The sequence below is a fragment of the Dyella sp. AtDHG13 genome (genome assembly GCF_003201105.1).
Taxonomy (GTDB): domain Bacteria; phylum Pseudomonadota; class Gammaproteobacteria; order Xanthomonadales; family Rhodanobacteraceae; genus Dyella; species Dyella jiangningensis_B.
The window spans coordinates 92,136-114,008 of record NZ_QICJ01000008.1 but is presented as its reverse complement, the minus strand read 5'-3'; the positions used below and the strand labels follow the sequence as shown (position 1 = coordinate 114,008).

Sequence of the window (21,873 nt, the reverse complement as noted above, 5' to 3'; positions counted from 1 at the left end):
GGCCGTCATGGCGAAGGATTAGTCCACCGGCCCCGGCGCAATCACATCGCGCTGGCCGTTGATGCCCATCGGCGAGACCAGGCCCGCGGCTTCCATCGCTTCCACCAGTCGCGCGGCGCGGTTGTAGCCGATGCGGAACTGGCGCTGCACGAAGGAGATGGAGGCGCGGCGGGTGCGCAGCACGAAGGCGGCGGCTTCGTCGTAGAGCGGGTCGAGTTCGGGGTCGCCACCGTCTTCGGTGAACAGCTCGCCCGATCCTTCGCTGGGCGGGCCGGCGAGGATTTCGTCCTTGTAGTCGGGTTCGCCGTAGAGCTTGAGGTGGGCGACGATGCGATGCACTTCCTCGTCGGCGACGAAGGCGCCGTGGATGCGCTGCGGGTAACCCGTGCCCGGCGGCAGGAACAGCATGTCGCCCTGGCCCAGCAGGCTTTCCGCGCCCATCTGGTCGAGGATGGTGCGCGAGTCGATCTTGGACGACACCTGGAACGCCACGCGCGTGGGGATATTGGCCTTGATCAGACCGGTGATCACGTCCACCGACGGGCGCTGTGTGGCCAGGATGAGGTGGATGCCGGCGGCGCGCGCCTTCTGTGCGAGTCGCGCGATGAGTTCTTCGATCTTCTTGCCGGCCACCATCATCAGGTCGGCCAGCTCGTCGATCACCACCACGATCATCGGCAGCGTGTCGAGCGTCTCGGGCACTTCCGGATGCGTGGGGAACGGGTTCATCAACGGACGTCCAGACGCCCGTGCCTCGCGCACCTTCTGGTTGAAACCGGCGAGGTTACGCACGCGCAGGTCGGACATCAGGCGATAGCGGTTCTCCATTTCGCCGACGCACCACGCCAGCGCATTCGCCGCGAGCTTCATGTCGGTGACCACCGGCGCGAGCAGGTGCGGAATGCCCTCGTAGACCGAAAGCTCCAGCATCTTCGGGTCGATCATGATCATGCGCACGTCGTCGGGCGTGGCCTTGTACAGCATGGACAGGATCATCGCGTTCACCGCGACGGACTTGCCCGAACCCGTGGTGCCCGCCACCAGCATGTGCGGCGCCTTGGCCAGGTCGGTCACCAGCGGTTCGCCGGTGATGCCCTTGCCCATGGCCAGCGTGAGCAGCGAGTCGGAATCGCGGTAGGCCGGCGAGTCGAGGATCTCGGACAGCGCGATCATCTGGCGCTGTTCGTTGGGCAGCTCCAGGCCCATGCAGGTCTTGCCGGGAATGGTTTCGACCACGCGAATGGACGTCCGTCCCAAACCACGCGCGAGATCCTTCATCAGCGCGACGATCTGGTTGCCGCGCACGCCCACCGCCGGTTCCACTTCAAAGCGCGTGATCACCGGACCCGCGGAGGCGCCGACCACCGTCACCGGCACCTTGAACTCGCGCAGGCGCTGCTCGATCAGCTCGCCGGTTTCGGCCAGTTGCGCGTCATCGATGGCGGCCACTTCCGAACGCGGCGCGGCCAGCAGCGAAAGCGGCGGCAGCATGGCGGCGGAACGCTCGCGCGCGGGAGCTGCGGGGCGCAGCGAGGTGACGCTGGCGGGCGTGCCGATGGCGTCGTCGTCATTGGCCGCATAGCGGCGCGCCGGCGCTATCGGTGCTGGCGTGATCGGCGCGCTGACCGATGGAAGTTCGATCTCGAAGGGTTCGTCCACTGCAGCAGCAGGTGCTTCGTCGACGGCGGACGGTGTGACCGGTGTTTCCACAACATCGGGAACGGGAGCGGCTTTGACGGCGGGCGTCGGCTCCCATGACACCGGCGCGGACATCGCTGTAGCGATGGGGGCGGAGGACTCGACCGCCGCGGCGACCGGTGCCGCAGCCGCCTTTGCAACGATGGCGCTGGTCGCGATGGCCGGCGCGGGTCGACTCAAGGGCGCACGCGGCGCGGGTTGCGCCGGGCGGCCGTGCTTGGGCATCAGCCACGGTTCGCGTATCACCTTCTCTTGCTGCGCGACGTGGCGCACGCGCGACACGGGCGCTGGCGTCGGTGAAGCGGCGGTCTCGGGGATGGGCTTTGCCGCCGCTACCGGCGCGGCGGTGGCCGGTGTGCGACGCGCGGCCGGCGGCGCGGTACGGCGCGCCTGACGGGACGCACGCTCGGCGCGGCGCACGGCGCCACGCGGTGCGCGGACGGAAGACGAACGGCCACGCCGCGCCGCCACCGCATCGACCACGCGCTGCAGCAGCGCCGCGAGTACGTCCACGCCCGCCGTGATGCGCTTGAACATCGCCGGCCAGGTCACGCCGAGATACCACGGCAAGGCGGCGGCGATCACCGCCAGCATCGCCAGCGTGGTCAGCCAACCGCCGAGCAGGCTGCCGATCACGTGCGACAGGGCGCGGCACACCACGCCGCCGGCATTCGCATCGTCGGTGTACTGGTCGATCACCAAGCCTTCCAGCGTCGCGCTGGCCAACAGCACCAGCAAGGCGCCCAGCCAGAAGCGGATCGTTCCCTGGCCGCTGACCGACCCTGCACGCCGTTTCAGCAGGCTGCCGCCAACGCGCCAAAGCAGGGGAAGTAGCCAGAGCGTGGACAGCCCGAAGGCGCCGAAGAAGAAATGGAGCATGCCTGTGATGCCGAATCGCCTGCGTGCAAACTCAGCATGTTAGCGCCAATGCATCAGGCGCGTCAGCAGATTGCACGGTAACGGGCTGTTATTGCTGGCGTATTGCGTACCGCACGTGGCACCCGGCTCGGGTGCCGAGGCCCGAAAGAGAAAGCCGGCCCAAGGGCCGGCTTTCGAGTCGTTACACGCCCTTTGGATTGGGGCCGTACTGATTGGTGCCCGGCTCGCTGTCCTGCACCAGCAGGTAGATCAGGTACAGGCCGACAATGGGAATCAGCGAGAGCAGCATGAACCAGCCCGACTTGCCTACGTCGTGCAGGCGGCGCGCGCACACGGCCAGCGAGGGCAGCAGGGTGCCCAGCGCGTAGATCGTGTAGAGGATGGAGAACAGGCCGCTGACCTTGGTCAGCGCGGCCAGCACGATGGCCACGATGATGTTCACCAGCGTGAACATCCAATATTCCTGGCGACGCGCGCGGCCGTTGAAATCGGCGTAATGCTGCTTGAGTACCTTCAAATACCATTCCATGGATAGCGTTCCTTTCAGTGGGTTGGATCAGGCAGGTGGAAGGGTGTCTTTCATCGAAACCGACCAGGCAGGGTCGCACGCGCGACCCGCCTGATGCGGCAAGTCTCGGAAATAAGAGACATGCTAGTCAACCACAGCAATATGGCATTCCTGCGCGGAACGTGGACCTTCAGTCCGTTTTCACCCTCAAGGTCAGGCCGTAGGTCCGTGGGTCGCCATAGCCCGCGCCAAAGGTGTTCTGCGGGCTGCGGGAGGCGACGGAAGGACTTTGCAGCGGGTTGTTGAAGGCGACTTCGTAATAGAGCGCGTTGGTGAGGTTCTGGCCCCACAGTTCGACCATCCAGCGGCCGTCGCTCGAACCCAGCCCCACGCGCGCGTTGACCACGGTGAACGGGTTCTGGTCTTTCTCCGGCATCAGGTCGGTGCCGGCGTTCTCGCTGGAGGTGTACTTGGCGCTGATGTTGAAGCGCACCAGCAGGTTGTGCGCGATGTCCTTCTCATAGGTGATGCCCGCCGTGCCGGACCACTCCGGGGCAAAGCTCGGATGCGCGCCGGGCAGGCGGTTCAGCGCACCGGCCGGCGCCTGGAAAAGGGCGCCGGGGATGTTCTTGCCGAAGCGGGTGTCGGCATAGGTCAGGCCCGCTTGCAGCATCAGGCCCTGGATGCCGGTCTGCCACATCAGCTCGTTGTCGAGGCCCTTGCTGGTGAGCGTGGGAATGGAGAGCACGGCCCAGGACACGCCAAGGAAACCGTTGAACTGGTAGTTCTTGTAGTCCTGATAGAACAGCGTGCTGTTCCACAGCAGGTTGCCGCCCAGCCAGGTGGTCTTGGCGCCCAGCTCGTAGCTGTTGACGAACTCGCCGGGGAACGAGGTATCGGTCGCTGGCTTGACGCCGTTCTGCACGCGATCGAGGTTGTAGCCGCCGGATTTGTAGCCTCGCGCGCCGGAAACGTAGGTCATCACCTGATCGTTCCAGTGATAGGCGGCCTTGAGCGTGCCGGTCCATTCGTTTTCGGTCATCTGCTGGTTCGGCGGCTGGAAGTTCGCGAAGTTCGCATTCGACCAGGGCAGGCACATGGTCCCCACGATGGTGGGCGCCAGTGCCGCGATCAGGGCGGGCGTCGGCGTGACCCCTTGCGCCTTGAGGCCCGCGGCCACGTGGGCGGCGGGGTTCTGCAGCACCGCGGCGCAGGCCGGCGTACCGTTGGGGTTGCTGTACTGCGATTGGAGCTGCTTGCTGTCGTGCGTGTAGCGCAGGCCCATCGTCAGGTCGAGCGCGTCGGTGGCATGCCAGGTGTTGTTGGTGAACAGCGCGCCGCTCTTGGTGCTTTGGCGGTAGTGATCCAGCCCCGACAAACCGGTGAAGCCGTTGGTGACGCCGGATATCTGCGAGAAGAACGCCGCCGGGTTGGGCTTGCGGATGGGCACGCCGGTCGCAGCGAGCCCGCCGAAGGCCAGCGTCGAGAGGTAAGCTTCGTAATCGGTGCCCAGCCCGTACGAGTTGTTCCTGTTGAGCACTTCGTCCGCGTAGAACGCACCGACCAGCCAGTCGACGCTATCGGTCTTGCCGGCCAGGCGAAATTCCTGCGAGAAGGTGCGGAAGCCGTTGAAGGATTGCTGCCGGTTGCCGTTGCGATACAGCAGGTCCGCGCCCGTGAAATCCAGGTCGCCGCCGGTGCTGGCATTCCAGCTGCGGTCGGCCGTGACCGAGGTGAAGGTGGCGCCGCCAAGCCAGGACGTGTCCCAGGTGACCGTGGCGGAGACGCCCTTGTCCTTGATCGCCTGGGTGGTATCGCGATTGAGGTACGCCACGCGGTCGGCCGGGTTGTCGCCGGGTGCGGCGATGCCCTTGCCACCCGCCAGCTTGTTGATCAGCGGCGCGGTGCTGCCCTCGATATAGGCGCTGGTGGCGCAGCAGTTCTCGTTGCGGTCGGTGTAGTCGGCACTGAAATCCACCTTCACCGTGTCGCTGGGTTTCCACAGCAGCTGGCCGCGGAAGGTGTGGTAATGCTCGTTGTTGTCGGTGTTGTGGGTGCCCGGCCCCTTGCCGTTGACCACGTCCCAGAAACCGTCACGCTCGCGGTCCGCCGCGTAGACGCGGAATGCGACGTTGTCGCTCAGCGCGTTGGTGTAGGAACCGGAAAGACCCCAGGCGCCATAGTTGCCCAGCGTGGCCTCGGCCTGCGCGTGCTGCACGAACTCCGGTTGGGCGGTGATGATGTTGATGACGCCGGCCGACGTGTTCTTGCCGAACAGCGTGCCTTGCGGCCCCTTGAGCACTTCGATGTGATCGATTTCGCCCAGATCGCCATAGGCCACGCCCGTGCGCGGACGGTACACGCCGTCGATCACCACGCCCACGGAGGATTCAAGGCCCGGGTTGTCGCCGGTGGTGCCCACGTTCCAGATGCGGACGGTGGTGGACATCGCGTTCTGCGTGGTGGTGGCGTTCATGCTCGGCACCAGGATCTGCAGATCCTTGATGTCGCGCACGCCCGCATCCTGCAACTGCTGCGCTGGCAGCACGTTCACCACGATGGGTACGTCCTGGATCTTCTCCTCGCGCTTTTCGGCCACCACCTTGATGGCGTCGAGCGTCTTGGCCTCTTTCTGGCTGGAGGGCGCCCCGGCGTTCTGCGCACTGCCTTGCGCGCTCTCTTGCGCGTAGGCCGATGAGCAAAGTGCCCAAAGTACGGCCAGTCCCAGCACTCTCCTAGCGAACCGCTGTTCCGTCATGCCCTCTCACCCCATGCATGGACCATCAAATGTCGTGGCCTTGGCGAGCTGATCCATGACGTCCCGATCCGCTTCCCCCAGCCTCCCCGTTCCCCGTGCGGACTCCTGTCCACCATGCGCATCCTTTGCCCGAGGGTAGGAAGCCCTTCCGAGAGCGGATACCACCCGCGACGGGTAGGACGGACGTGGCTCGGCACGCATCGTGCTTGCTGCAATGCAATACGCGCGCTTTATCTTCAGCGAAGGTCGCCGCCTTCCCCAACGCCCAAGCCGTGGCGTGCATTCCCCTCGTCGCAGGGGGGTGAGGCTACGGTCGCGATGCCGCCTAATGCAAACCCACCAGGGTCTGCATAACGGCGCATCCGCGTCACGCGGTCAACGATCCGCTCGCGCAGGTCCATTCGCGCGCAAGGGTCCGTCATGACAACGCACTACGAAGTACGACGCGGCGTGGCCGTGATCACGCTCGATCATCCGCCGGTCAACAGCCTGGACCATGCCACGCGACGCAGCGTGGTCGACGGCATCGACCGTGCGCTGGCGGACGACGACGTGGTCGCCATCGTGATCGCCGGCGCCGGTTCGGCGTTTTCGGCCGGCGCCGACATCAGCGAATTCGGCACGGCGATGGCGCAGTGCGAACCCAGCCTGCACGCCGTCATCCGCATTATCGAAAACGCATCCAAGCCCGTGGTGGCCGCGATTCATGGCGTGGCGATGGGCGGCGGCCTGGAGCTGGCCATGGGCTGCCACTACCGCATGGCCACGGCCACCGCGCAGATCGCCCTGCCGGAAGTCCATCTCGGCCTGTTGCCGGGAGCAGGCGGCACGCAGCGATTGCCGCGCCTGCTGGGGCTTGAGGAAGCACTCAACATGATCGTGTCGGGCACATCGGTGCCGGCCGGCCAGCTGTCGGGCACGCCGTTGTTCCAGGACATCGTCGAGGGCGAGCTGCTGCCGGCCGCGATCGCCTATGCCCGGGAAGTGGCCTGCGCCAAGGTGCATCCGAAAGCACGCGACCGCGTCGTGCAGCACGAGAACGCGGAAGGCTTTCTTGCCTACGCCCGCCAGGCCGTGGCGGCGGCGTCGAAGCAGCACCCCGCCAAGGCCAAGTGCATCGATGCCATTGCCGCTTCGCTCAAGCCTTTTGACGAAGGTGCCGCGTACGAGTGGGCGTGTTTCGAGCAGCTTCAGGCCACGCCCGAATCCCGCGCGCTGCGTCATGCGTTCTTCGCAGAGCGCGCCGCCACCCGGATCGCGGACGTTCCCGCCGATACGCCCACGCGCCGCATCGACACCGTGGCCATCGTCGGCGCCGGCACCATGGGTGGCGGCATCGGCATGTGCTTCCTCAATGCCGGCATTCCGGTCACGCTGGTGGATACCACCGACGCCGCGCTCGATCGCGGCGTCGCCACCATCCTCAGGAACTACGAGGCCAGCGCCAGCAAGGGCAAGCTCACGCGCGAGCAGGTAGGGCAGCGCATGGAGCTGTTGCGCACGACGCTGGCCTACAACGACATCCGCGACGCGGACCTGGTCATCGAGGCGGTGTTCGAGGACATCGCCATCAAGCAGTCCGTGTTTCATCGGCTCGATGAGGTGATGAAGCCGGGCGCCATCCTCGCTTCCAATACGTCCACGCTGGATATCGACCGCATCGCGTCATTCACGCGTCGCCCGCAGGACGTGGTGGGCACGCACTTCTTCAGTCCGGCCAACGTCATGCGCCTGTTGGAAGTCGTGCGCGGCGCGCAGACCGGCAAGGACGTGCTCGCCACCGTCATGCAGCTAGGGAAGAAGCTGCGCAAGGTGGCCGTGGTGGCCGGCGTGTGCGACGGTTTCATCGGCAACCGCATGCTCGAGCAGTACAGCCGCCAGGCCGGCCTGCTGCTGGACGAAGGCGCGCTGCCCGAACAGGTCGACAAGGCCATCGAACACTTCGGTTTTGCGATGGGTCCGTTCCGCATGATCGACATGGCTGGCAACGACATCGCCTGGGCCATTCGCAAGCGGCGGTATATCGAGCAACCGGATTTCACCTATTCCATGACGGGCGACATCCTGTGCGAACAGGGTCGCCTGGGCCAGAAAACGGGCGCCGGCTGGTACGACTACAAGACCGGCGATCGCCGCGCGTATCCCAGCGCGCAGGTCAACGCGATGATCGTGCAGCACTCGCGCGATCTCGGCCTTGTGCGCAGGCGCATCGCCGACGTGGAAATCGTCGAGCGGCTGGTCTACGCGCTGGTGAACGAAGGCGCGCGGATTCTCGAGGAAGGCATCGCCGCCAAGGCCTCCGACATCGACGTCGTCTATCTCTCCGGCTATGGCTTTCCCGCTTACCGGGGCGGCCCGATGCTCTATGCCGACCAGGTGGGCCTGTACAACGTCGTGCGCTCGATGCGGCGCTTCGCCAACGGTTACCACGGGCAGGCCTGGCAGGTGGCGCCGCTGCTGCAGCGGCTGGCCGATGCGGGCAGGGGCTTCAACGATTGAACCGGTTTCCGGCAGGCGCGTGTGTCCGTCCGCGCCATGCCTCGACAGAACACGCATATCACCCGCAGGCAGGTCAGGAGCAGGCATGAACGAGGCCGTCATCGTATCCACCGCGCGTACCGCTCTGGCCAGGAGCTGGAAGGGCGCCTTCAACATGACGCATGGCGCCACCCTGGGTGGCCATGTGGTGCAGCACGCCATCATGCGCGCGGGCCTTGAACCGGGCGAGGTGGAAGATGTGCTGATGGGCTGCGCCTATCCGGAGGGTGCCACCGGCAGCAACATCGCACGACAGATCGCGCTGCGCGCGGGTTGCCCGACAACGGTGCCCGGCGCCACGGTGAACCGCTTCTGTTCCTCCGGCCTGCAGACCATCGCCATGGCGGCGCAACGCGTGATCGCAGGCGAAGGCGAGATCTTCGTCGCCGGCGGCGTGGAAAGCATTTCCTGCGTGCAGCACGCCACCAACCTGCACATGCTGGAAGAGGGCTGGCTGTCCGGCCATTACCCGGGCATCTACTGGCCCATGCTGCGCACGGCGGAAAACGTCGCCAGCCGCTACCGCATTCCACGCGAACGCCAGGATGAATACGGCGTGCGCAGCCAGCAACTGGCCGCCGCCGCCCGCGAGGCCGGCCGTTTCGACGATGAAATCGTGCCGATGACGGTGAAGGCTGGCACCACGGATCCGTCCACCGGACAGATATCCACAAGAGAAGTCACCATCGCAGCCGATGAAGGCATTCGGGCCGACACCACGCTGGCGGGCGTATCGGCCATCCGCACCGCCGTCCCTGGCGGCGTGATCACCGCGGGTAACGCCTCGCAGTTCTCCGATGGCGCCTGCGCCACCGTGGTGATGCACGCGGGCACGGCCGCGGCGCGAGGGCTGAAGCCGCTGGGCGTGTTTCGCGGTTTTGCCGTGGCGGGTTGCGAGCCGGACGAAATGGGCATCGGCCCCGTGTTCGCCGTGCCCAAACTGCTGAAGAAGGCCGGGCTGCGCGTCGAGGACATTGGCCTGTGGGAATTGAACGAAGCCTTCGCCGTGCAGGTGCTGTACTGCGCGGACACGCTCGGCATCCCGATGGAGCGCCTCAACGTCAACGGCGGCGCCATCGCGCTGGGGCATCCCTATGGCGTGTCGGGCGCGCGCCTGGTCGGGCATGCGCTGCTCGAAGGCCACCGCCGTGGCGTGAAGCATGTGGTGGTGACCGTGTGCATCGGCGGCGGGCAGGGCGCCGCCGGCCTGTTCGACGTGCTGTGAGCGGCGGGCCATGTCGTTGATCCTCAGCCGCCGCGACCTCGACTTTCTCCTGTACGACTGGCTCAAGGTGGACGAACTCACGCGGCATCCGCGCCATGCCGATCACTCGCGCGACACCTTCGATGCCGTGCTCGACACCTGCCAGAAGATCGCCAGCGAACGGTTCGCCACCCACAATCGCAAGAACGACCAGCACGAACCGCACTTCGATGGCGGGCGCGTCTATCTGATCTCGGAAGTGAAGACCGCGCTGGATGCCTTTTGCGAGGCGGGCCTGATGGCGGCCGGACAGGACTACGGGCTCGGCGGCATGCAGTTGCCGATGGTGGTCGAGAAAGCGGGCTTCGCGTGGTTCCTGGCTGCCAATATCGGCACCGCCGGCTATCCCTTTCTCACCGTCGGCAACGCCAACCTGCTGCTCGCCCACGGCACGCAGGCGCAGATCGACACCTTCGTGCGACCGGCGATGGAAGGCCGCTTCTTCGGCACCATGTGCCTGTCCGAACCGCAGGCGGGCTCGTCGCTGGCGGACATCGGCACGCGCGCCGAATACGAGGGCGAGTCGCCGCTGGGCGCGCAATACCGCCTGCGCGGCAACAAGATGTGGATTTCCGGTGGCCAGCACGAGCTCTCGGAAAACATCGTGCATCTGGTGCTGGCGAAGATTCCAGGCCCCGATGGCAAGCTCCAGCCCGGCGTGAAAGGCATTTCCCTGTTCGTCGTGCCCCGCTATCTGGTGCAGCCGGACGGTTCGCTCGGCGGACACAACGATGTCGTGCTGGCCGGCCTCAATCACAAGATGGGTTATCGCGGCACGGTGAACTGCCTGCTCAACTTCGGCGAAGGCGGCCATCAGCCGCAGGGCAAGGCCGGCGCCATCGGTTACCTGGTGGGCGAGCCCGGCCAGGGCCTGAGCTGCATGTTCCACATGATGAACGAGGCGCGCATCGGCGTCGGCCTGGGCGCAGCCGCGTTGGGTTACACCGGCTATCTGCACGCACTGGATTACGCGCGCAGTCGGCCGCAGGGGCGCGTCACCGGCTCGAACGGCAAGGACGCATCCCTTCCCCAGGTGAAACTGGTGGAGCACGCCGACGTTCGCCGCATGCTGCTGGCGCAGAAGAGTTATGCCGAAGGCGCGCTCGCCTTGATTCTCTACAGCGCCAGGCTGGTCGACGAAGCGCGTGCGGCACGCGAGCGCGGCGATGCCGGGGAAGCCGAGCAGCTGACGCTGCTGCTCGACATCCTCACGCCCATTGCCAAGAGCTGGCCATCGCAGTGGTGCCTCGAGGCCAACGATCTGGCCATCCAGGTACACGGCGGCTACGGCTACACGCGCGAATACAACGTCGAGCAGTTCTATCGGGACAACCGCCTCAATCCGATCCACGAAGGCACGCACGGCATCCAGGCGCTGGACCTGCTGGGCCGCAAGGTCACCATGCACCAGGGCGCGGCCTGGCGTGCGCTGTGCAGCCGCATGCAACAGACCGTGGAAGGCGCACGCGGCGTGATCGACCATCATCCCGATGCACTGCATGCGGCGATGGTCCGTCTTGCCGAAGTCACGGCGCAGCTGTGGAGCGCGGACGATCTTCGTCTCACCCTGGCCAATGCCAGCGTATATCTCGAAGCCTTCGGCCACGTGGTGATGGCATGGATATGGCTGGAACAGGCGCGGGTAGCACAACAGGCGCTCTCCGCCGGTCGACACGGCAACGACGGGGATTTTCTGCGCGGCAAGCTGGCGGCGGCCGATTACTTCTACCGCTGGGAACTGCCGCGCATCACGCCGCAGCTCGACCTGCTCGCTTCACTGGACCGCACCACGCTGGATATGCGCGATGAATGGTTTTGAGCCTGCTATGCCTTTTCTCTTCCACAGCATCAAGGGAGCCCGATGACATGGGTGTTCTAAGCGGTATCCGTGTACTGGAATTCGAAGCCATCGGCCCGGCGCCGTTCGGCGCCATGCTGCTCGCCGACATGGGCGCCGACGTGCTGTGCGTGCACCGGCCATTGCCGCCCAGCGACCTGGGGCCGAAGACCGAACGCCGCATCGTGGATGTCGTGGCGCGCGGACGTCGATCGGTCACCCTCGACCTCAAGAAGCCGCAGGCGGCGGAAGCCGCGCTGGACCTGATGGCACGCGCCGACGTGGTGATCGAAGGCTTCCGACCGGGCACCATGGAGCGCCTGAGGCTGGGCCCGCAAACAGCGTTGGCGCGGAACCCCAGGCTGGTCTACGGACGCATGACGGGCTGGGGCCAGACGGGCCCGCTGGCCGAACGGGCGGGACACGACCTCAACTACATCGCGCTGGCGGGCGTGCTCTCCGGCATCGGCCGCCGCGACGGCCCGCCGGTGCCGCCGCTGAACCTGGTCGGCGATTACGGTGGCGGCGGCATGCTGCTCGCGCTGGGCGTACTGGCGGCATTGCTGCACGTGCAACGCGGCGGTGCGGGGCAGGTCGTCGACGCGGCGATGACCGAGGGCGCGGCACAGCTGGGTTCGGTCATCTGGGGCCTGCTGGCCTCCGGCAACTGGCGCGAACAACGCGGCAGCAACCTGCTCGACGGCGGCATGCCCTGGTACGACAGCTACCGCACGCGCGACGGCCATTACATGGCGGTGGGCGCCGTGGAAGAACGCTTCTATGCCGAGCTGCTGCACAAACTCGGCCTCGATGGCGCCAGCCTGCCGCATCAACACGACCGCAAGGGCTGGCCGATACTGCGCCAGCAATTGGAGGCGGCGTTCCTCACGCGCACACGCGACGAGTGGTGCGCGATCTTCGAGGGAAGCGATGCCTGCGTGGCACCGGTGCTGGGTTTTGCGGAAGCACCCAGCCACCCGCATCACCGCGCGCGCGGCAGCTTCGTGGAGGTTGATGGTGTGGTACAGCCGGCGCCGGCGCCACGGTTCTCGGCAACCCCTTCCGCCATCAAGGCGGCAGCACCAGAACGCGGCGAAGGTGGCTGCGCGGCCCTGCGTGATTGGGGCTTCGACCCCGCCGACGTGGAGCGCTTGCGAGAGAACGGCCTGGATTTCCAGGCGGGCTCCAAGTAAGCGCTTTGCGTGTTTTCCTATTGAGACGACGCTGGACAACTTCAGACACTGAATAACCTCAAAGACCGTTCAACATCTCGCATGACGCCTGTATCCCTCACCGTCATTCCGGCGAAGGCCGGAATCCAGTGCCTTTTAGCCTTTTTCAGGGCATTAAAGTCGCTGGATTCCGGCCTTCGCCGGAATGACGGTGAGGGAATTAGACGTTCGCGCTAGATTGCGAACGGGTCCGAAGGTGATGGCGCGGGAATAACCGTTCGTCCCTCGTCGTGCGGGCTCAAACGATAGGGCGGACGGCACCCCCCAGCACCGTCCGCCCATCGCCCCCCAACCTACCTTTGAACGGTCAAACCGCATCCGTATCACTGCGGGCATCGGGTGATGCGCATGCACCCATGCCGGTTTGAAGGTCAGCGCATGACCGCCATATTGCATCCGCTCAGAGCGAACCGGTTCGTCGTCACCTCATGCTTCCCGTCAGCGTATCGAAGCACGCTCAGGCCACACCGCGGGAACGGCCCTTCCAATACGGTTCGCGCAACTCGTTCTTGAGCAGCTTGCCCACGCTGGAAAGCGGCAAGGCGGGGCGGAATTCCACGCTGCGGGGACATTTGTAGCCGGCGATCAGGCCACGGCAATGCTGCACAATCTCGTCTTCGCTGGCGCTCATGCCTGCCTTGAGCACGACGACGGCATGCACCGCCTCGCCCCACTTTTCCGACGGAATACCGATGACCGCGCACAACGCGACGGCAGGGTGGCTGGACATGGCGCTTTCCACCTCGGCGGAATACACGTTCTCGCCGCCGCTCACGATCATGTCCTTGAGGCGGTCCACGATATAGACGAAGCCGTCCTTGTCCATATAAGCGCCGTCGCCGGTATGCATCCAGCCATCCCGCAGCACGGCCGCCGTCATGTCCGGCTGATTGAGATAGCCCAGCATCACGTTGGGGCCGCGCACGACGATCTCGCCCACCGTGCCTCGCGGCACCTCGTTGCCATCGGTATCGACGATGCGCAGTTCCACGCAACTGACCGCGCGCCCGGCGGAATACATCTTTCCGCTGAGGTGGTGCTCCTTGCAGTGGTATTCGGCATCGAGCATGGTGCCGCCGGTGGTGAGCTCGGTCATGCCATAGCCCTGGAAGAAACGGGCTGACGGAAACGCTTCGCAGGCATGATCCAGCAGGGTCGACGAAATGGGCGAAGCGCCGTAGATGATGTTGCGGATGCCGTCGAAGCGGATCTTGCCCAGCTCCGGATCGGCCTCGCGCGCGTCCAGCATCATCTGGATCATGGTGGGCGCGAGCATCAGCTCGGTCACTTGCTCCAGCGCGATGGCTTCCAGCGCGGTCGTGCCCGTAAAGGCCGGCAGCACCACGTGCACGCCGCCGGTCACCAGCAGGCCGTACATCGCCGAGAAGTCGGCCAGGTGGAACATCGGCATGGCATGCAGAAACACGGCGTCGCGACTGAGGAAACCCTTGGCCAGCGACGTCAACGAGGCATACGCCAGGTTGTTGTAGCTGATCATGACACCCTTGGGGAATCCGGTGGTGCCGCCGGTGTAGAAGATGCCGAGCAGGTCGTCACCGCTTCGACGCACGTCTTGCACGGGCTCGGCAGCGGCGAGCAACGCCTCGTAGGACAGCATGCCTTCCGGCGTGTCGCCGTCGCCGGCATAGATGACGTGGCGAATCGTTTCGGACTGCCTGGCGATGGCCGCGCCAGCTTCCTTGAACGTGTCGTCGACGATCAGGATGGTGGTGGCCGAATCGTTCAGCGAATACAGGATCTCCGCGTGGCTCCAGCGCGTATTGACCGGATTGAGCACGCCGCCCGCCCAGGGCACGCCCAGCGCATATTCGATATAGCGGTGCGAGTTGCGCGACAGCATGGCGATGCAATCGCCTTGCGCCAAGCCCAGCTGCACAAGCGCGCCGGCCAGCCGGGCAACGCGCTGGCCAAGCTCGGCGAACGTGATGCTTCGTCCCATGCTGCGGATCACCGTGGCATGGGGACGCTGCTGGATATGGCGATGGAGTCCTTGGGTGATGTTCATCCGGTGTATTCCACGTGCAGGTGATGCACCAACATCAAACGGAACGCGTTCAAAGCGAACGGCCGACCAGTTCCCGCTGTATTTCGTTGGCGCCACCGTAGATCTTGGTGACGCGGGCGTCGGTGAACATGCGCGCGATCGGATATTCGTTCATATAGCCGAAGCCGCCAAAGAACTGCAGGCAACGGTCCAGCACCTCGCCCTGGCGATCGGTCAGCCAGAATTTGCCCATGGAGGCGGTGGCGGTGTCCAGCGTACCGTCGATCCAGCGCTGGACAATGAGGTCGCAGAAGGTGCGCGAGGCGAATACCGTGGCCTTGACGTCCGCCAGGGTGAAGCGCGTGTTCTGAAAGTCGAGGATCGGCTTGCCGAAGGCCTTGCGCTCCTTGGTGTAGTCCACGGTCAGGGCGAAGGCGCGCTCCATGGTGGCGGTGGCCTGGATGGCGATTTCGGCACGCTCGTACGGCAACTGCTGCATCAGCTGGTAGAAGCCCTGGCCCTCCACGCCGCCGAGCAGGCAGTCCGCGGGCACGACGCAGTCGTCGAAGAACATCTCCGAGGTGTCCTGGCCGGGCAGCCCCATCTTGTCCAGGCACTTGCCGCGGCGGAAGCCCGGCGTGCGCGTGTCCACGATGAACAGCGAGATGCCCTTGGCGCCCTGTTCGGGGTCGGTCTTGGCCACCACGACCACCATGTCGCTCAGCTGGCCGTTGCTGATGAAGGTCTTGGCGCCACTGATCACGTAGCTGTCGCCCTTCTTCACCGCACGCGTGCGCACGGCCTGGAGGTCCGATCCGGTGCCCGGCTCGGTCATGGCGATGGAGGTGATGATCTCGCCCGACGCCATGCCCGGCAGCCAGTGCCGTTTCTGCGCCTCCGTACCGCTGCTGAGGATGTAGTGGCCCACGATGTGGTTGATGCTCAGCGCCAGGCTGGTCACGCCAGCGTAGGTGAGCTCCTGGAACGCCACCGCGTAGTACGCCGGCGAGCCGTCCACGCCGCCGTATTCGGACGGGATGTCCGGCAGAATCATGCCCATCTCGCCGCACGCGCGCCACGCCTCGCGATCGCCGCTGTGCTGTTCGCGCCAGCGGTCTTCGTGCGGCACCAGCTGTTCGCCCACGAAGCGGCGGATGCTGTCGCCGAATATGTCCGTCGCGTCGTCCATCCACGGGGAGCGGTAACCCTTCAATTGCATGATCGATTCCTTGGAAGATTCGGCTTGCGCGGGCAACGTCGGCGTAGCAGACGCGTCGCGCTGAAGCGATGTCGACTCAGACGACGGTACCCAGCCCGCCGCCGCACACCAGCACCTGCCCGGATACGTAATCGGATTCCGGGATGCAGAACAGGTAGACGGCACCGGCGGCTTCGTCCGGCGTGCCGGGGCGACCCAGCGGGGTCATGTGCTTGGACATTTCGACTAGCTGCGGGCTGATGCCCACGCGGATCTCGCGCCCCTCGATGGTCACCGTCTTGGCCTCGCCTTCCACTGGCACCGTCATGCGCGTTTCGATGTGGCCGAAGGCCACCGCGTTGACGTTCACCTTGTGACGCCCCCACTCCTTGGCCAGCGCCTTCGTCATGCCCATCACGCCGGCTTTGGCCGTGGAGTAGTTGACCTGGCCGGCGTTGCCGCTGGCCGACACGGAGGAAATGTTGACGATCTTGCGGTTGACCACGCGGCCCTCGGCGGCCTCCTGCTTGGCCAGCGCGCTGATCACGGGATAGACCGCGCGCAGGATGCGGAACGGCGCGGTCAGATGGCAGTCGATGATTGCGTACCACTGCTCGTCCGTCATCTTCTGGATGACGTTGTCCCAGGTATAGCCCGCGTTGTTGACGACGATGTCGATGCCGCCGTAGTGATCGAGCGCCGTCTTGACCAGGCGATCCGCAAAATCCGGGGTGGTGACGCTGCCCACGCAGGCGACGGCCTCACCGCCAGCCTGGCGGATTTCAGCAACGACTTCTTCGGCCGGCGCGGCATCGAGATCGTTGAGCACCACGCGCGCGCCATCGCCGGCGAGCTTCAGTGCCACGCTACGGCCGATGCCACGGCCAGCGCCGGTCACAAGGGCGACCTTACCTTCGAGCTTCTTCATGTGTTCTCCTGAAATCTGTTTTTTTGCGAGCACCGATGCGCCGTCAGGACAGCGCGACGATGGCGTCGCCCACGACCTTGTGTTCGCCGTATTGGTTTTCGCAGCGGATCTCCACGCGCACGCAACGCTCGCCGTTCTGCTCCAGCTCCTCGGCAACGTGGCCCGTGAGATGCGGCACATGGCCAAGCTGGGTAATGCCGGTGAAGCGCACCGTGATCTTGCGTAGCTGCGACTGGGGCACCCATGCGGTGAGCAGACGCCCGAGATAGGCGGCCGACAACATGCCGTGGGCGAACACGTCGGGCATGCCTGCCTTGCGGGCAAAGTCGATGTCAATGTGAATCTGGTTGTGGTCGCCCGATGCGCCGGCATACAACGCGAGCGTGGTGCGGTTGATCGGACGCAGGGTAAGTGGCGGCAGCGTGTCGCCCACCCGCACCTGCTCGTGGGAAAGCATGGCCATGGCCTGGCTCCTCATCGTTGCACCAGCGATGAACGCAGGTCGGCGATGTGCTCGCCCGCCTGGTTGGTTACGCGCGTTTCCTGGACCACGAAGGTCAGGGCGCCGCCCTTCTTCTCGTAAACGTCGACGATATGCGTGTCGAAGGTCAGCACGTCGCCGGCGAAGGCCATGGCGTGATAGGTGAACCCCTGCTCCGCATGCAGGATGCGACCCAGATCGAAACCCATCACGTCCTCCACGATGGACTGCGGGTTGCGGCCTTCGCTTTCCAGGCACATGAGGAAGGTGGGCGGCACCGGCAGCGAACGGTAGCCGGCGGCCTTCGCCGCTGCCTCGTCGGTGTAGATAGGGTCGGTTTCGCCTATGGCCTTGGCGAAGAACCGCAAGCGTCCCTTTTCGACTTCTACCGTGGTCACGCCCGTGGAACGGCCGATCAGACTTTTATCCGCCATGTGGGTGGCTCCGTCCTGTGCGATCAGCCGCGACCGTACAGCGTCACCACGCAGGCGCCGCCAAGGCCAAGGTTGTGCTGCAGGGCATGGTGCAGGCCGTCGACCTGACGTTCGTCCGCCGTGCCGCGCAATTGGTGGGTAAGCTCGTAGCACTGCGCCAGGCCCGTCGCCCCGAGCGGATGCCCCTTGGAAAGCAGGCCGCCCGAAGGGTTGACCACTACCTGGCCGCCGTAGGTGTTGTCGCCATCCTCGACGAACTTCTGCGCACCGCCTTCGGGACAGAAGCCCAGGCCTTCGTAGGTGAGCAGTTCGTTGTGCGCGAAACAATCATGCAGCTCGCACACGCGGATGTCTTCGGGACCGACGCCGGCTTCCTCATAGACCTTGCGCGATGCGGAGCGCGTCATGCCCACGCCGACGGCGCCGATCATCGACGGCGGTTCGAAGGCGTTGGATTCATCGGTGGTGAGCGCCTGCGCGAGGATGCGCACGTCGGTGCGCAGGTTGTGCTTCTTCGCGAAGGCCTCGGAAACCACAAGGGCTGCCGCCGCGCCGCAGGTAGGCGGGCAGGCCATCAAGCGCGTCATCACGCCGGGCCAGATCACGGTGTCGGCCATCACTTCTTCCGTGCTGACCACCTTGCGGAACACGGCCAGTGGATTGCGCGCGGCGTGACGGCTGGCCTTGGCGCGAATGGCCGCGAAGGTTTCCATCGTCGTGCCGTACTTCTGCATGTGCTCGCGGCCCGCGCCACCGAAGAACATCAAGGCGCCCGGCATGTCCTTGCCTTCGGGAAAGACGCGGTGCGCCACGTCGAAGCCCTTGCCCATCGTCAGCGGGCGGTCGGTCCAGACGTTGTTGAGCGCACCCGGCTGCATCTGCTCGAAGCCGAAGGCGAGCGCGCAATCGACCGCCCCGCTTTCGACGGCCTGCCGCGCCAGGTAGAGCGCAGTGGAACCGCTGGAACAGTTGTTGTTGACGTTGATGACGGGGATGCCCGTCAAACCCACTTCATATAACGCGGACTGGCCGCAGGTGGAATCGCCGTACACGTAGCCCGCATAGGCCTGCTGTACGTGGCGATAGTCCAGACCTGCATCGAGCAAGGCCTGGCGCACGGCCTGCGCGCCCATCTCGACGTAGGTGGCGCTGGCGCTGGGCTTGGTGAACTGGATCATCCCCACGCCCGCAACACAGGTCTTCTGTCCCATCCGTTTGTCTCCGTAGTGGTGCGACGGTGTGCCCTTTCGACCCGACGGGAAAGGGCGGACATGACGCATGCCCACATGCTCATACAATGGACCGGCGCTGTATCCCGCCCGGTAAGGGGGGGCCGTTCCCGTTTTTCATACGCGGGGCGGCGCGAGGCGCTCGTCACTGGAGTTCATCGGATCCATGAAACGGCCGTCTCTGCTGATCAACACGAAATTCATCGCACCGCGCGTGGACGGTCATGCCGTTGCGCGCGAAGAACTCTTGTCGCGCCTGCACGAAGCCCGCCACTGCCGCCTGATCCTGATCACCGGCGGCGCCGGCTACGGCAAGACCCTGCTGCTTGCGCAATGGCGGCAAGCCTTGCTGGCCGATGGCGCGAAGGTAGCGTGGCTGACCTTGTCGCCGGACGACGAGCAACTGGAAACCTGGGGCGCCAACCTGGTCGGCTCTCTGCTGCAGGCAGGTCTGTCGGATGACGCGCTGTCCTCGCTGGGCGAAGCCGAGGCGGAGCTGGATGCGCAGAGCATGGCGTCGCTGCTGATCGGCGCGCTGGATCACGCGCACGGCGAGCTGTACCTGGTCATCGACGACTTTCATTACGCCAGCGATCCACGCATCGAACGCCTGATGCAATCGCTGATCGACGCCGCGCCGCATCACCTGCACATCGTGCTGTCGTCGCGAAACACGCCCGATCTGCTGCTGGGACGATGGCGCGCCCGAGGCGAGGTGCACGAGATCGACGGACGCGAGCTGGCTTTCCGCTTTCGCGAATCGCAGGCGTTTCTCCGCGCGAACCTGGACAAGGACATCGACCTCGATGCGGCCCACTTGCTGCATGAGAAAGCCGATGGATGGCCGATCGGCTTGCAGTTGCTGTCGATGGCGCTGAAAGCCGACCCGCGCCGCCAGTCCGACCTGGCCGCGCTGCAGCTCAACCGGCGCGGGCTGGGCGCGTATCTCACCGAAGACGTGCTCAAGGATCTTCCCGAAGACTTGCTCGCCTTCTTGCGGAAGGTCGCCATCCTTCGCCGCTTCAACGTGGCGGTGGCAGCCCACGTCACCGGTTCGGCGCGAGCCCAGGACCATATCCAGGCCTTGCAGTCGCGCAACCTGTTCCTGCAGTCGGTGGATGCGCCCGATGACTCGCGCTGGTTCCGCCTGCACCGCATGTTCGCGGAGTTTCTGGCGCAGCGCCCACCGGCGGAAGACGTGGACGTGCGCGAACTCTACCGCCGGGCTTCGCAATGGTTCGAGCAGGCCGGGCTGATCGCGGAGGCGGTTCGCTATGCGCTGCTTACCGAAGACGTCGACGGCATCGTCGCGCTGCTGAAACGGGTCAAGCCGCCGCAGAAGAGCGTGAGCCATCTGCGGCAGTTCGTGCGATGGCTGGAACACCTGCCGCTGGAGCGCCTTGCCCACCATCCCGACCTGCTGCTGCTGGGCGTCTGGTGTTGCGTGCTGACCTTGCGGGCCGAGCCGGCGTTGACCTGGCTTGCGGCGGTGGAGGCCACGCCGGGCGCGCGGCAATGGGCGGATCAGATCGCCTTGATCAAGGCCTCGCTGGCCATACAGCACGACGATGCACCGGCATGCCTATCCTGGCTGGATACGCTCAGCGGGCAGCCGCTGGATTCGCCGTTCCTGCAGGAAGTGCAGGTCTGCCTGCAACTGGGCTGCCTCGCCCACATGGGCCGCTACGCCGAGGTGCGGCACGCCGCCGAAGCCGGCGCGTTGCGCGCCATGCGCGACAGCACGCATGAAATGGCCTTGCTGGCGATGATGGCCACGGCCGTGTCCGCGCAACTGGAAGGCCGCGTGCTGGACGCGGAGCGCATCGGCGGCGAGTTGCTGGCACGGGCCGAGCACGCGCACGGCCGCCGTTCGGTCAGCGCGTGCAGCTGCGGTGCGCTGATGTCGTCCGTGCTCTACGAACTCAATCGGCTGGACGATGCGCGCGAAGTGCTGGCCAATCGCCTGGACGTACTGCGCGTGGCAGCGCCGGAATTCATGATCCACGCCGCGCTCACTCATGCGCGGCTGCAGCATGCGCAGGCTTCGGCGCGGTTGGCGCTGGATGATCTCGAACGCAAGGAAGAACACTTTCGCCAAGCGGGGCTCAGCCGCGGCGTGGCCAATATGCTGGCCGAGCAGGTGCGCATCGTGCTTGCCGGCGGCGACATCCGGCAAGCCGAGCGCCTTCAGGCGAGGCTGGAGGATTTGCGGTCGGCAGAGGACGAACAGGGGCCGCGCCATGCCGAGATCGTCGCCCTGGCGGCCTTGTCGATGGCGCGCATCCTGTGGGTACGCGAGCAACCGGAACGAGGGCTGCAGGTGCTTTCCGGCATCGACGGCATCATCCAGGAATACGGCCGCGGCCTATGGCGCGTGCAGGCCGATCTGCTGCGCTGCCTGCTGCTGGATCGCCTCGGCCGCACGCTGGAATCGCAGGAATATCTGCGCGCCGCCGTTGCACGAGGCTATCGCCATGGCCTGGTGCGCACGTTCCTCGATCAGGGCGAGGCCTTGCAGGTATTGCTCAAGGGCCTTCCGCGTCTTGGCGAACGCTCGATGGACGACTACGTGTCCAGCCTGATCGTCGATGCGATCACGCGTGGCGGCACGCTCATCGCGCTGGGCGCGCAGGGCGAGGCGTCATTGACCAAACGCGAGTGGGAGATCCTGTCGCTGCTGGAACAGTCGATGTCCAACAAGCGCATTGCCCTGGCGCTTCATATCAGTCTCGAAACCGTCAAGTGGAACCTGAAGAACATCTTCGTGAAGCTCGGCGTATCCAATCGCTATGACGCCATCGTGCTGATCCGCAAACATCTGGAACAGGCCGGCGCGGGCTGAATCTGCCGCCGGTCGCCCCCCAACCTAGGGTGGTTTTGCGGG

The 21,873-nt window shown here is 65.6% G+C and carries 13 protein-coding genes and 2 pseudogenes; 5 read left to right on the top strand and 10 right to left on the bottom strand.

The features are described 5' to 3' along the window. Positions 1 to 18 precede the first annotated feature (18 nt). From BDW41_RS23730 to BDW41_RS14350, 4 genes and pseudogenes are all read right to left on the bottom strand, one after another. Positions 19 to 1,494, bottom strand: a pseudogene (locus BDW41_RS23730) (DNA translocase FtsK); the annotation flags it as partial. Between the two features lie 738 nt (positions 1,495 to 2,232). Then, positions 2,233 to 2,577: pseudogene (locus BDW41_RS23725) on the bottom strand (DNA translocase FtsK 4TM domain-containing protein); the annotation flags it as partial. A gap of 181 nt (positions 2,578 to 2,758) precedes the next feature. Next, complete coding sequence (locus BDW41_RS14355) at positions 2,759 to 3,106, bottom strand: DUF805 domain-containing protein (RefSeq protein WP_074549548.1); 348 nt, start codon at positions 3,104 to 3,106, stop codon at positions 2,759 to 2,761. Positions 3,107 to 3,275: 169 nt separating this feature from the next. Then, on the bottom strand, positions 3,276 to 5,843 hold the full coding sequence (locus BDW41_RS14350; protein WP_074549546.1) for a TonB-dependent receptor: 2,568 nt from the start codon (positions 5,841 to 5,843) through the stop codon (positions 3,276 to 3,278). A 420-nt stretch (positions 5,844 to 6,263) separates the two neighbouring features. Between BDW41_RS14350 and BDW41_RS14345 the strand changes: the two genes are divergently transcribed. The 4 genes from BDW41_RS14345 (at position 6,264) to BDW41_RS14330 (ending at position 12,675) form a co-directional block, all read left to right on the top strand. Continuing rightward, a complete protein-coding gene (locus BDW41_RS14345; protein WP_074549544.1) occupies positions 6,264 to 8,342 on the top strand; it encodes a 3-hydroxyacyl-CoA dehydrogenase NAD-binding domain-containing protein in 2,079 nt (692 codons plus the stop codon). Positions 8,343 to 8,427: 85 nt separating this feature from the next. Next, entirely contained in the window at positions 8,428 to 9,606 is a 1,179-nt protein-coding gene (locus BDW41_RS14340) for an acetyl-CoA C-acyltransferase (RefSeq protein WP_074549542.1), read from the top strand. Between the two features lie 10 nt (positions 9,607 to 9,616). Next, positions 9,617 to 11,464, top strand: coding sequence for an acyl-CoA dehydrogenase (locus BDW41_RS14335; RefSeq protein WP_074549540.1), 1,848 nt, complete (start codon positions 9,617 to 9,619; stop codon positions 11,462 to 11,464). A gap of 47 nt (positions 11,465 to 11,511) precedes the next feature. After that, positions 11,512 to 12,675, top strand: coding sequence for a CaiB/BaiF CoA-transferase family protein (locus tag BDW41_RS14330; protein ID WP_074549532.1), 1,164 nt, complete (start codon positions 11,512 to 11,514; stop codon positions 12,673 to 12,675). 496 nt (positions 12,676 to 13,171) lie between these two features. Here BDW41_RS14330 and BDW41_RS14325 read toward each other — a convergent pair whose 3' ends face one another. From BDW41_RS14325 to BDW41_RS14300, 6 genes are all read right to left on the bottom strand, one after another. Then, positions 13,172 to 14,740, bottom strand: a complete 1,569-nt coding sequence (locus tag BDW41_RS14325; protein ID WP_074549530.1) for a long-chain-fatty-acid--CoA ligase — start codon at positions 14,738 to 14,740, stop codon at positions 13,172 to 13,174. A gap of 49 nt (positions 14,741 to 14,789) precedes the next feature. Then, positions 14,790 to 15,938, bottom strand: coding sequence for an acyl-CoA dehydrogenase family protein (locus BDW41_RS14320; protein ID WP_074549528.1), 1,149 nt, complete (start codon positions 15,936 to 15,938; stop codon positions 14,790 to 14,792). A gap of 76 nt (positions 15,939 to 16,014) precedes the next feature. Further along, on the bottom strand, positions 16,015 to 16,845 hold the full coding sequence (locus tag BDW41_RS14315; protein ID WP_074549526.1) for an SDR family NAD(P)-dependent oxidoreductase: 831 nt from the start codon (positions 16,843 to 16,845) through the stop codon (positions 16,015 to 16,017). A 43-nt stretch (positions 16,846 to 16,888) separates the two neighbouring features. Beyond that, on the bottom strand, positions 16,889 to 17,308 hold the full coding sequence (locus BDW41_RS14310) for a MaoC family dehydratase (RefSeq protein ID WP_074549524.1): 420 nt from the start codon (positions 17,306 to 17,308) through the stop codon (positions 16,889 to 16,891). Between the two features lie 11 nt (positions 17,309 to 17,319). Continuing rightward, on the bottom strand, positions 17,320 to 17,760 hold the full coding sequence (locus tag BDW41_RS14305) for a MaoC family dehydratase N-terminal domain-containing protein (RefSeq protein WP_074549522.1): 441 nt from the start codon (positions 17,758 to 17,760) through the stop codon (positions 17,320 to 17,322). Positions 17,761 to 17,783: 23 nt separating this feature from the next. Then, positions 17,784 to 18,971, bottom strand: a complete 1,188-nt coding sequence (locus BDW41_RS14300; protein ID WP_074549520.1) for a lipid-transfer protein — start codon at positions 18,969 to 18,971, stop codon at positions 17,784 to 17,786. Between the two features lie 184 nt (positions 18,972 to 19,155). On the opposite strand from BDW41_RS14300, the gene BDW41_RS14295 reads away from it, so the two are divergent. After that, positions 19,156 to 21,831 carry a LuxR C-terminal-related transcriptional regulator gene (locus tag BDW41_RS14295; RefSeq protein WP_074549518.1) on the top strand — a complete coding sequence of 892 codons (2,676 nt, stop codon included), beginning with the start codon at positions 19,156 to 19,158 and terminating at the stop codon, positions 21,829 to 21,831. The last annotated feature ends 42 nt before the right edge of the window (positions 21,832 to 21,873 follow it).

What these genes read in the sequence shown, in the direction of transcription:
- BDW41_RS14320 (WP_074549528.1), bottom strand. Translation starts at nt 15,938, where the DNA reads ATGCAATTGAAGGGTTACCGCTCCCCGTGGATGGACGACGCGACGGAC.
- BDW41_RS14295 (WP_074549518.1), top strand. Translation starts at nt 19,156, where the DNA reads ATGAAACGGCCGTCTCTGCTGATCAACACGAAATTCATCGCACCGCGC.
- BDW41_RS14350 (WP_074549546.1), bottom strand. Translation starts at nt 5,843, where the DNA reads ATGACGGAACAGCGGTTCGCTAGGAGAGTGCTGGGACTGGCCGTACTT.
- BDW41_RS14315 (WP_074549526.1), bottom strand. Translation starts at nt 16,845, where the DNA reads ATGAAGAAGCTCGAAGGTAAGGTCGCCCTTGTGACCGGCGCTGGCCGT.
- BDW41_RS14335 (WP_074549540.1), top strand. Translation starts at nt 9,617, where the DNA reads ATGTCGTTGATCCTCAGCCGCCGCGACCTCGACTTTCTCCTGTACGAC.
- BDW41_RS14300 (WP_074549520.1), bottom strand. Translation starts at nt 18,971, where the DNA reads ATGGGACAGAAGACCTGTGTTGCGGGCGTGGGGATGATCCAGTTCACC.
- BDW41_RS14330 (WP_074549532.1), top strand. Translation starts at nt 11,512, where the DNA reads ATGGGTGTTCTAAGCGGTATCCGTGTACTGGAATTCGAAGCCATCGGC.
- BDW41_RS14345 (WP_074549544.1), top strand. Translation starts at nt 6,264, where the DNA reads ATGACAACGCACTACGAAGTACGACGCGGCGTGGCCGTGATCACGCTC.
- BDW41_RS14355 (WP_074549548.1), bottom strand. Translation starts at nt 3,106, where the DNA reads ATGGAATGGTATTTGAAGGTACTCAAGCAGCATTACGCCGATTTCAAC.
- BDW41_RS14340 (WP_074549542.1), top strand. Translation starts at nt 8,428, where the DNA reads ATGAACGAGGCCGTCATCGTATCCACCGCGCGTACCGCTCTGGCCAGG.
- BDW41_RS14325 (WP_074549530.1), bottom strand. Translation starts at nt 14,740, where the DNA reads ATGAACATCACCCAAGGACTCCATCGCCATATCCAGCAGCGTCCCCAT.
- BDW41_RS14310 (WP_074549524.1), bottom strand. Translation starts at nt 17,308, where the DNA reads ATGGCCATGCTTTCCCACGAGCAGGTGCGGGTGGGCGACACGCTGCCG.
- BDW41_RS14305 (WP_074549522.1), bottom strand. Translation starts at nt 17,760, where the DNA reads ATGGCGGATAAAAGTCTGATCGGCCGTTCCACGGGCGTGACCACGGTA.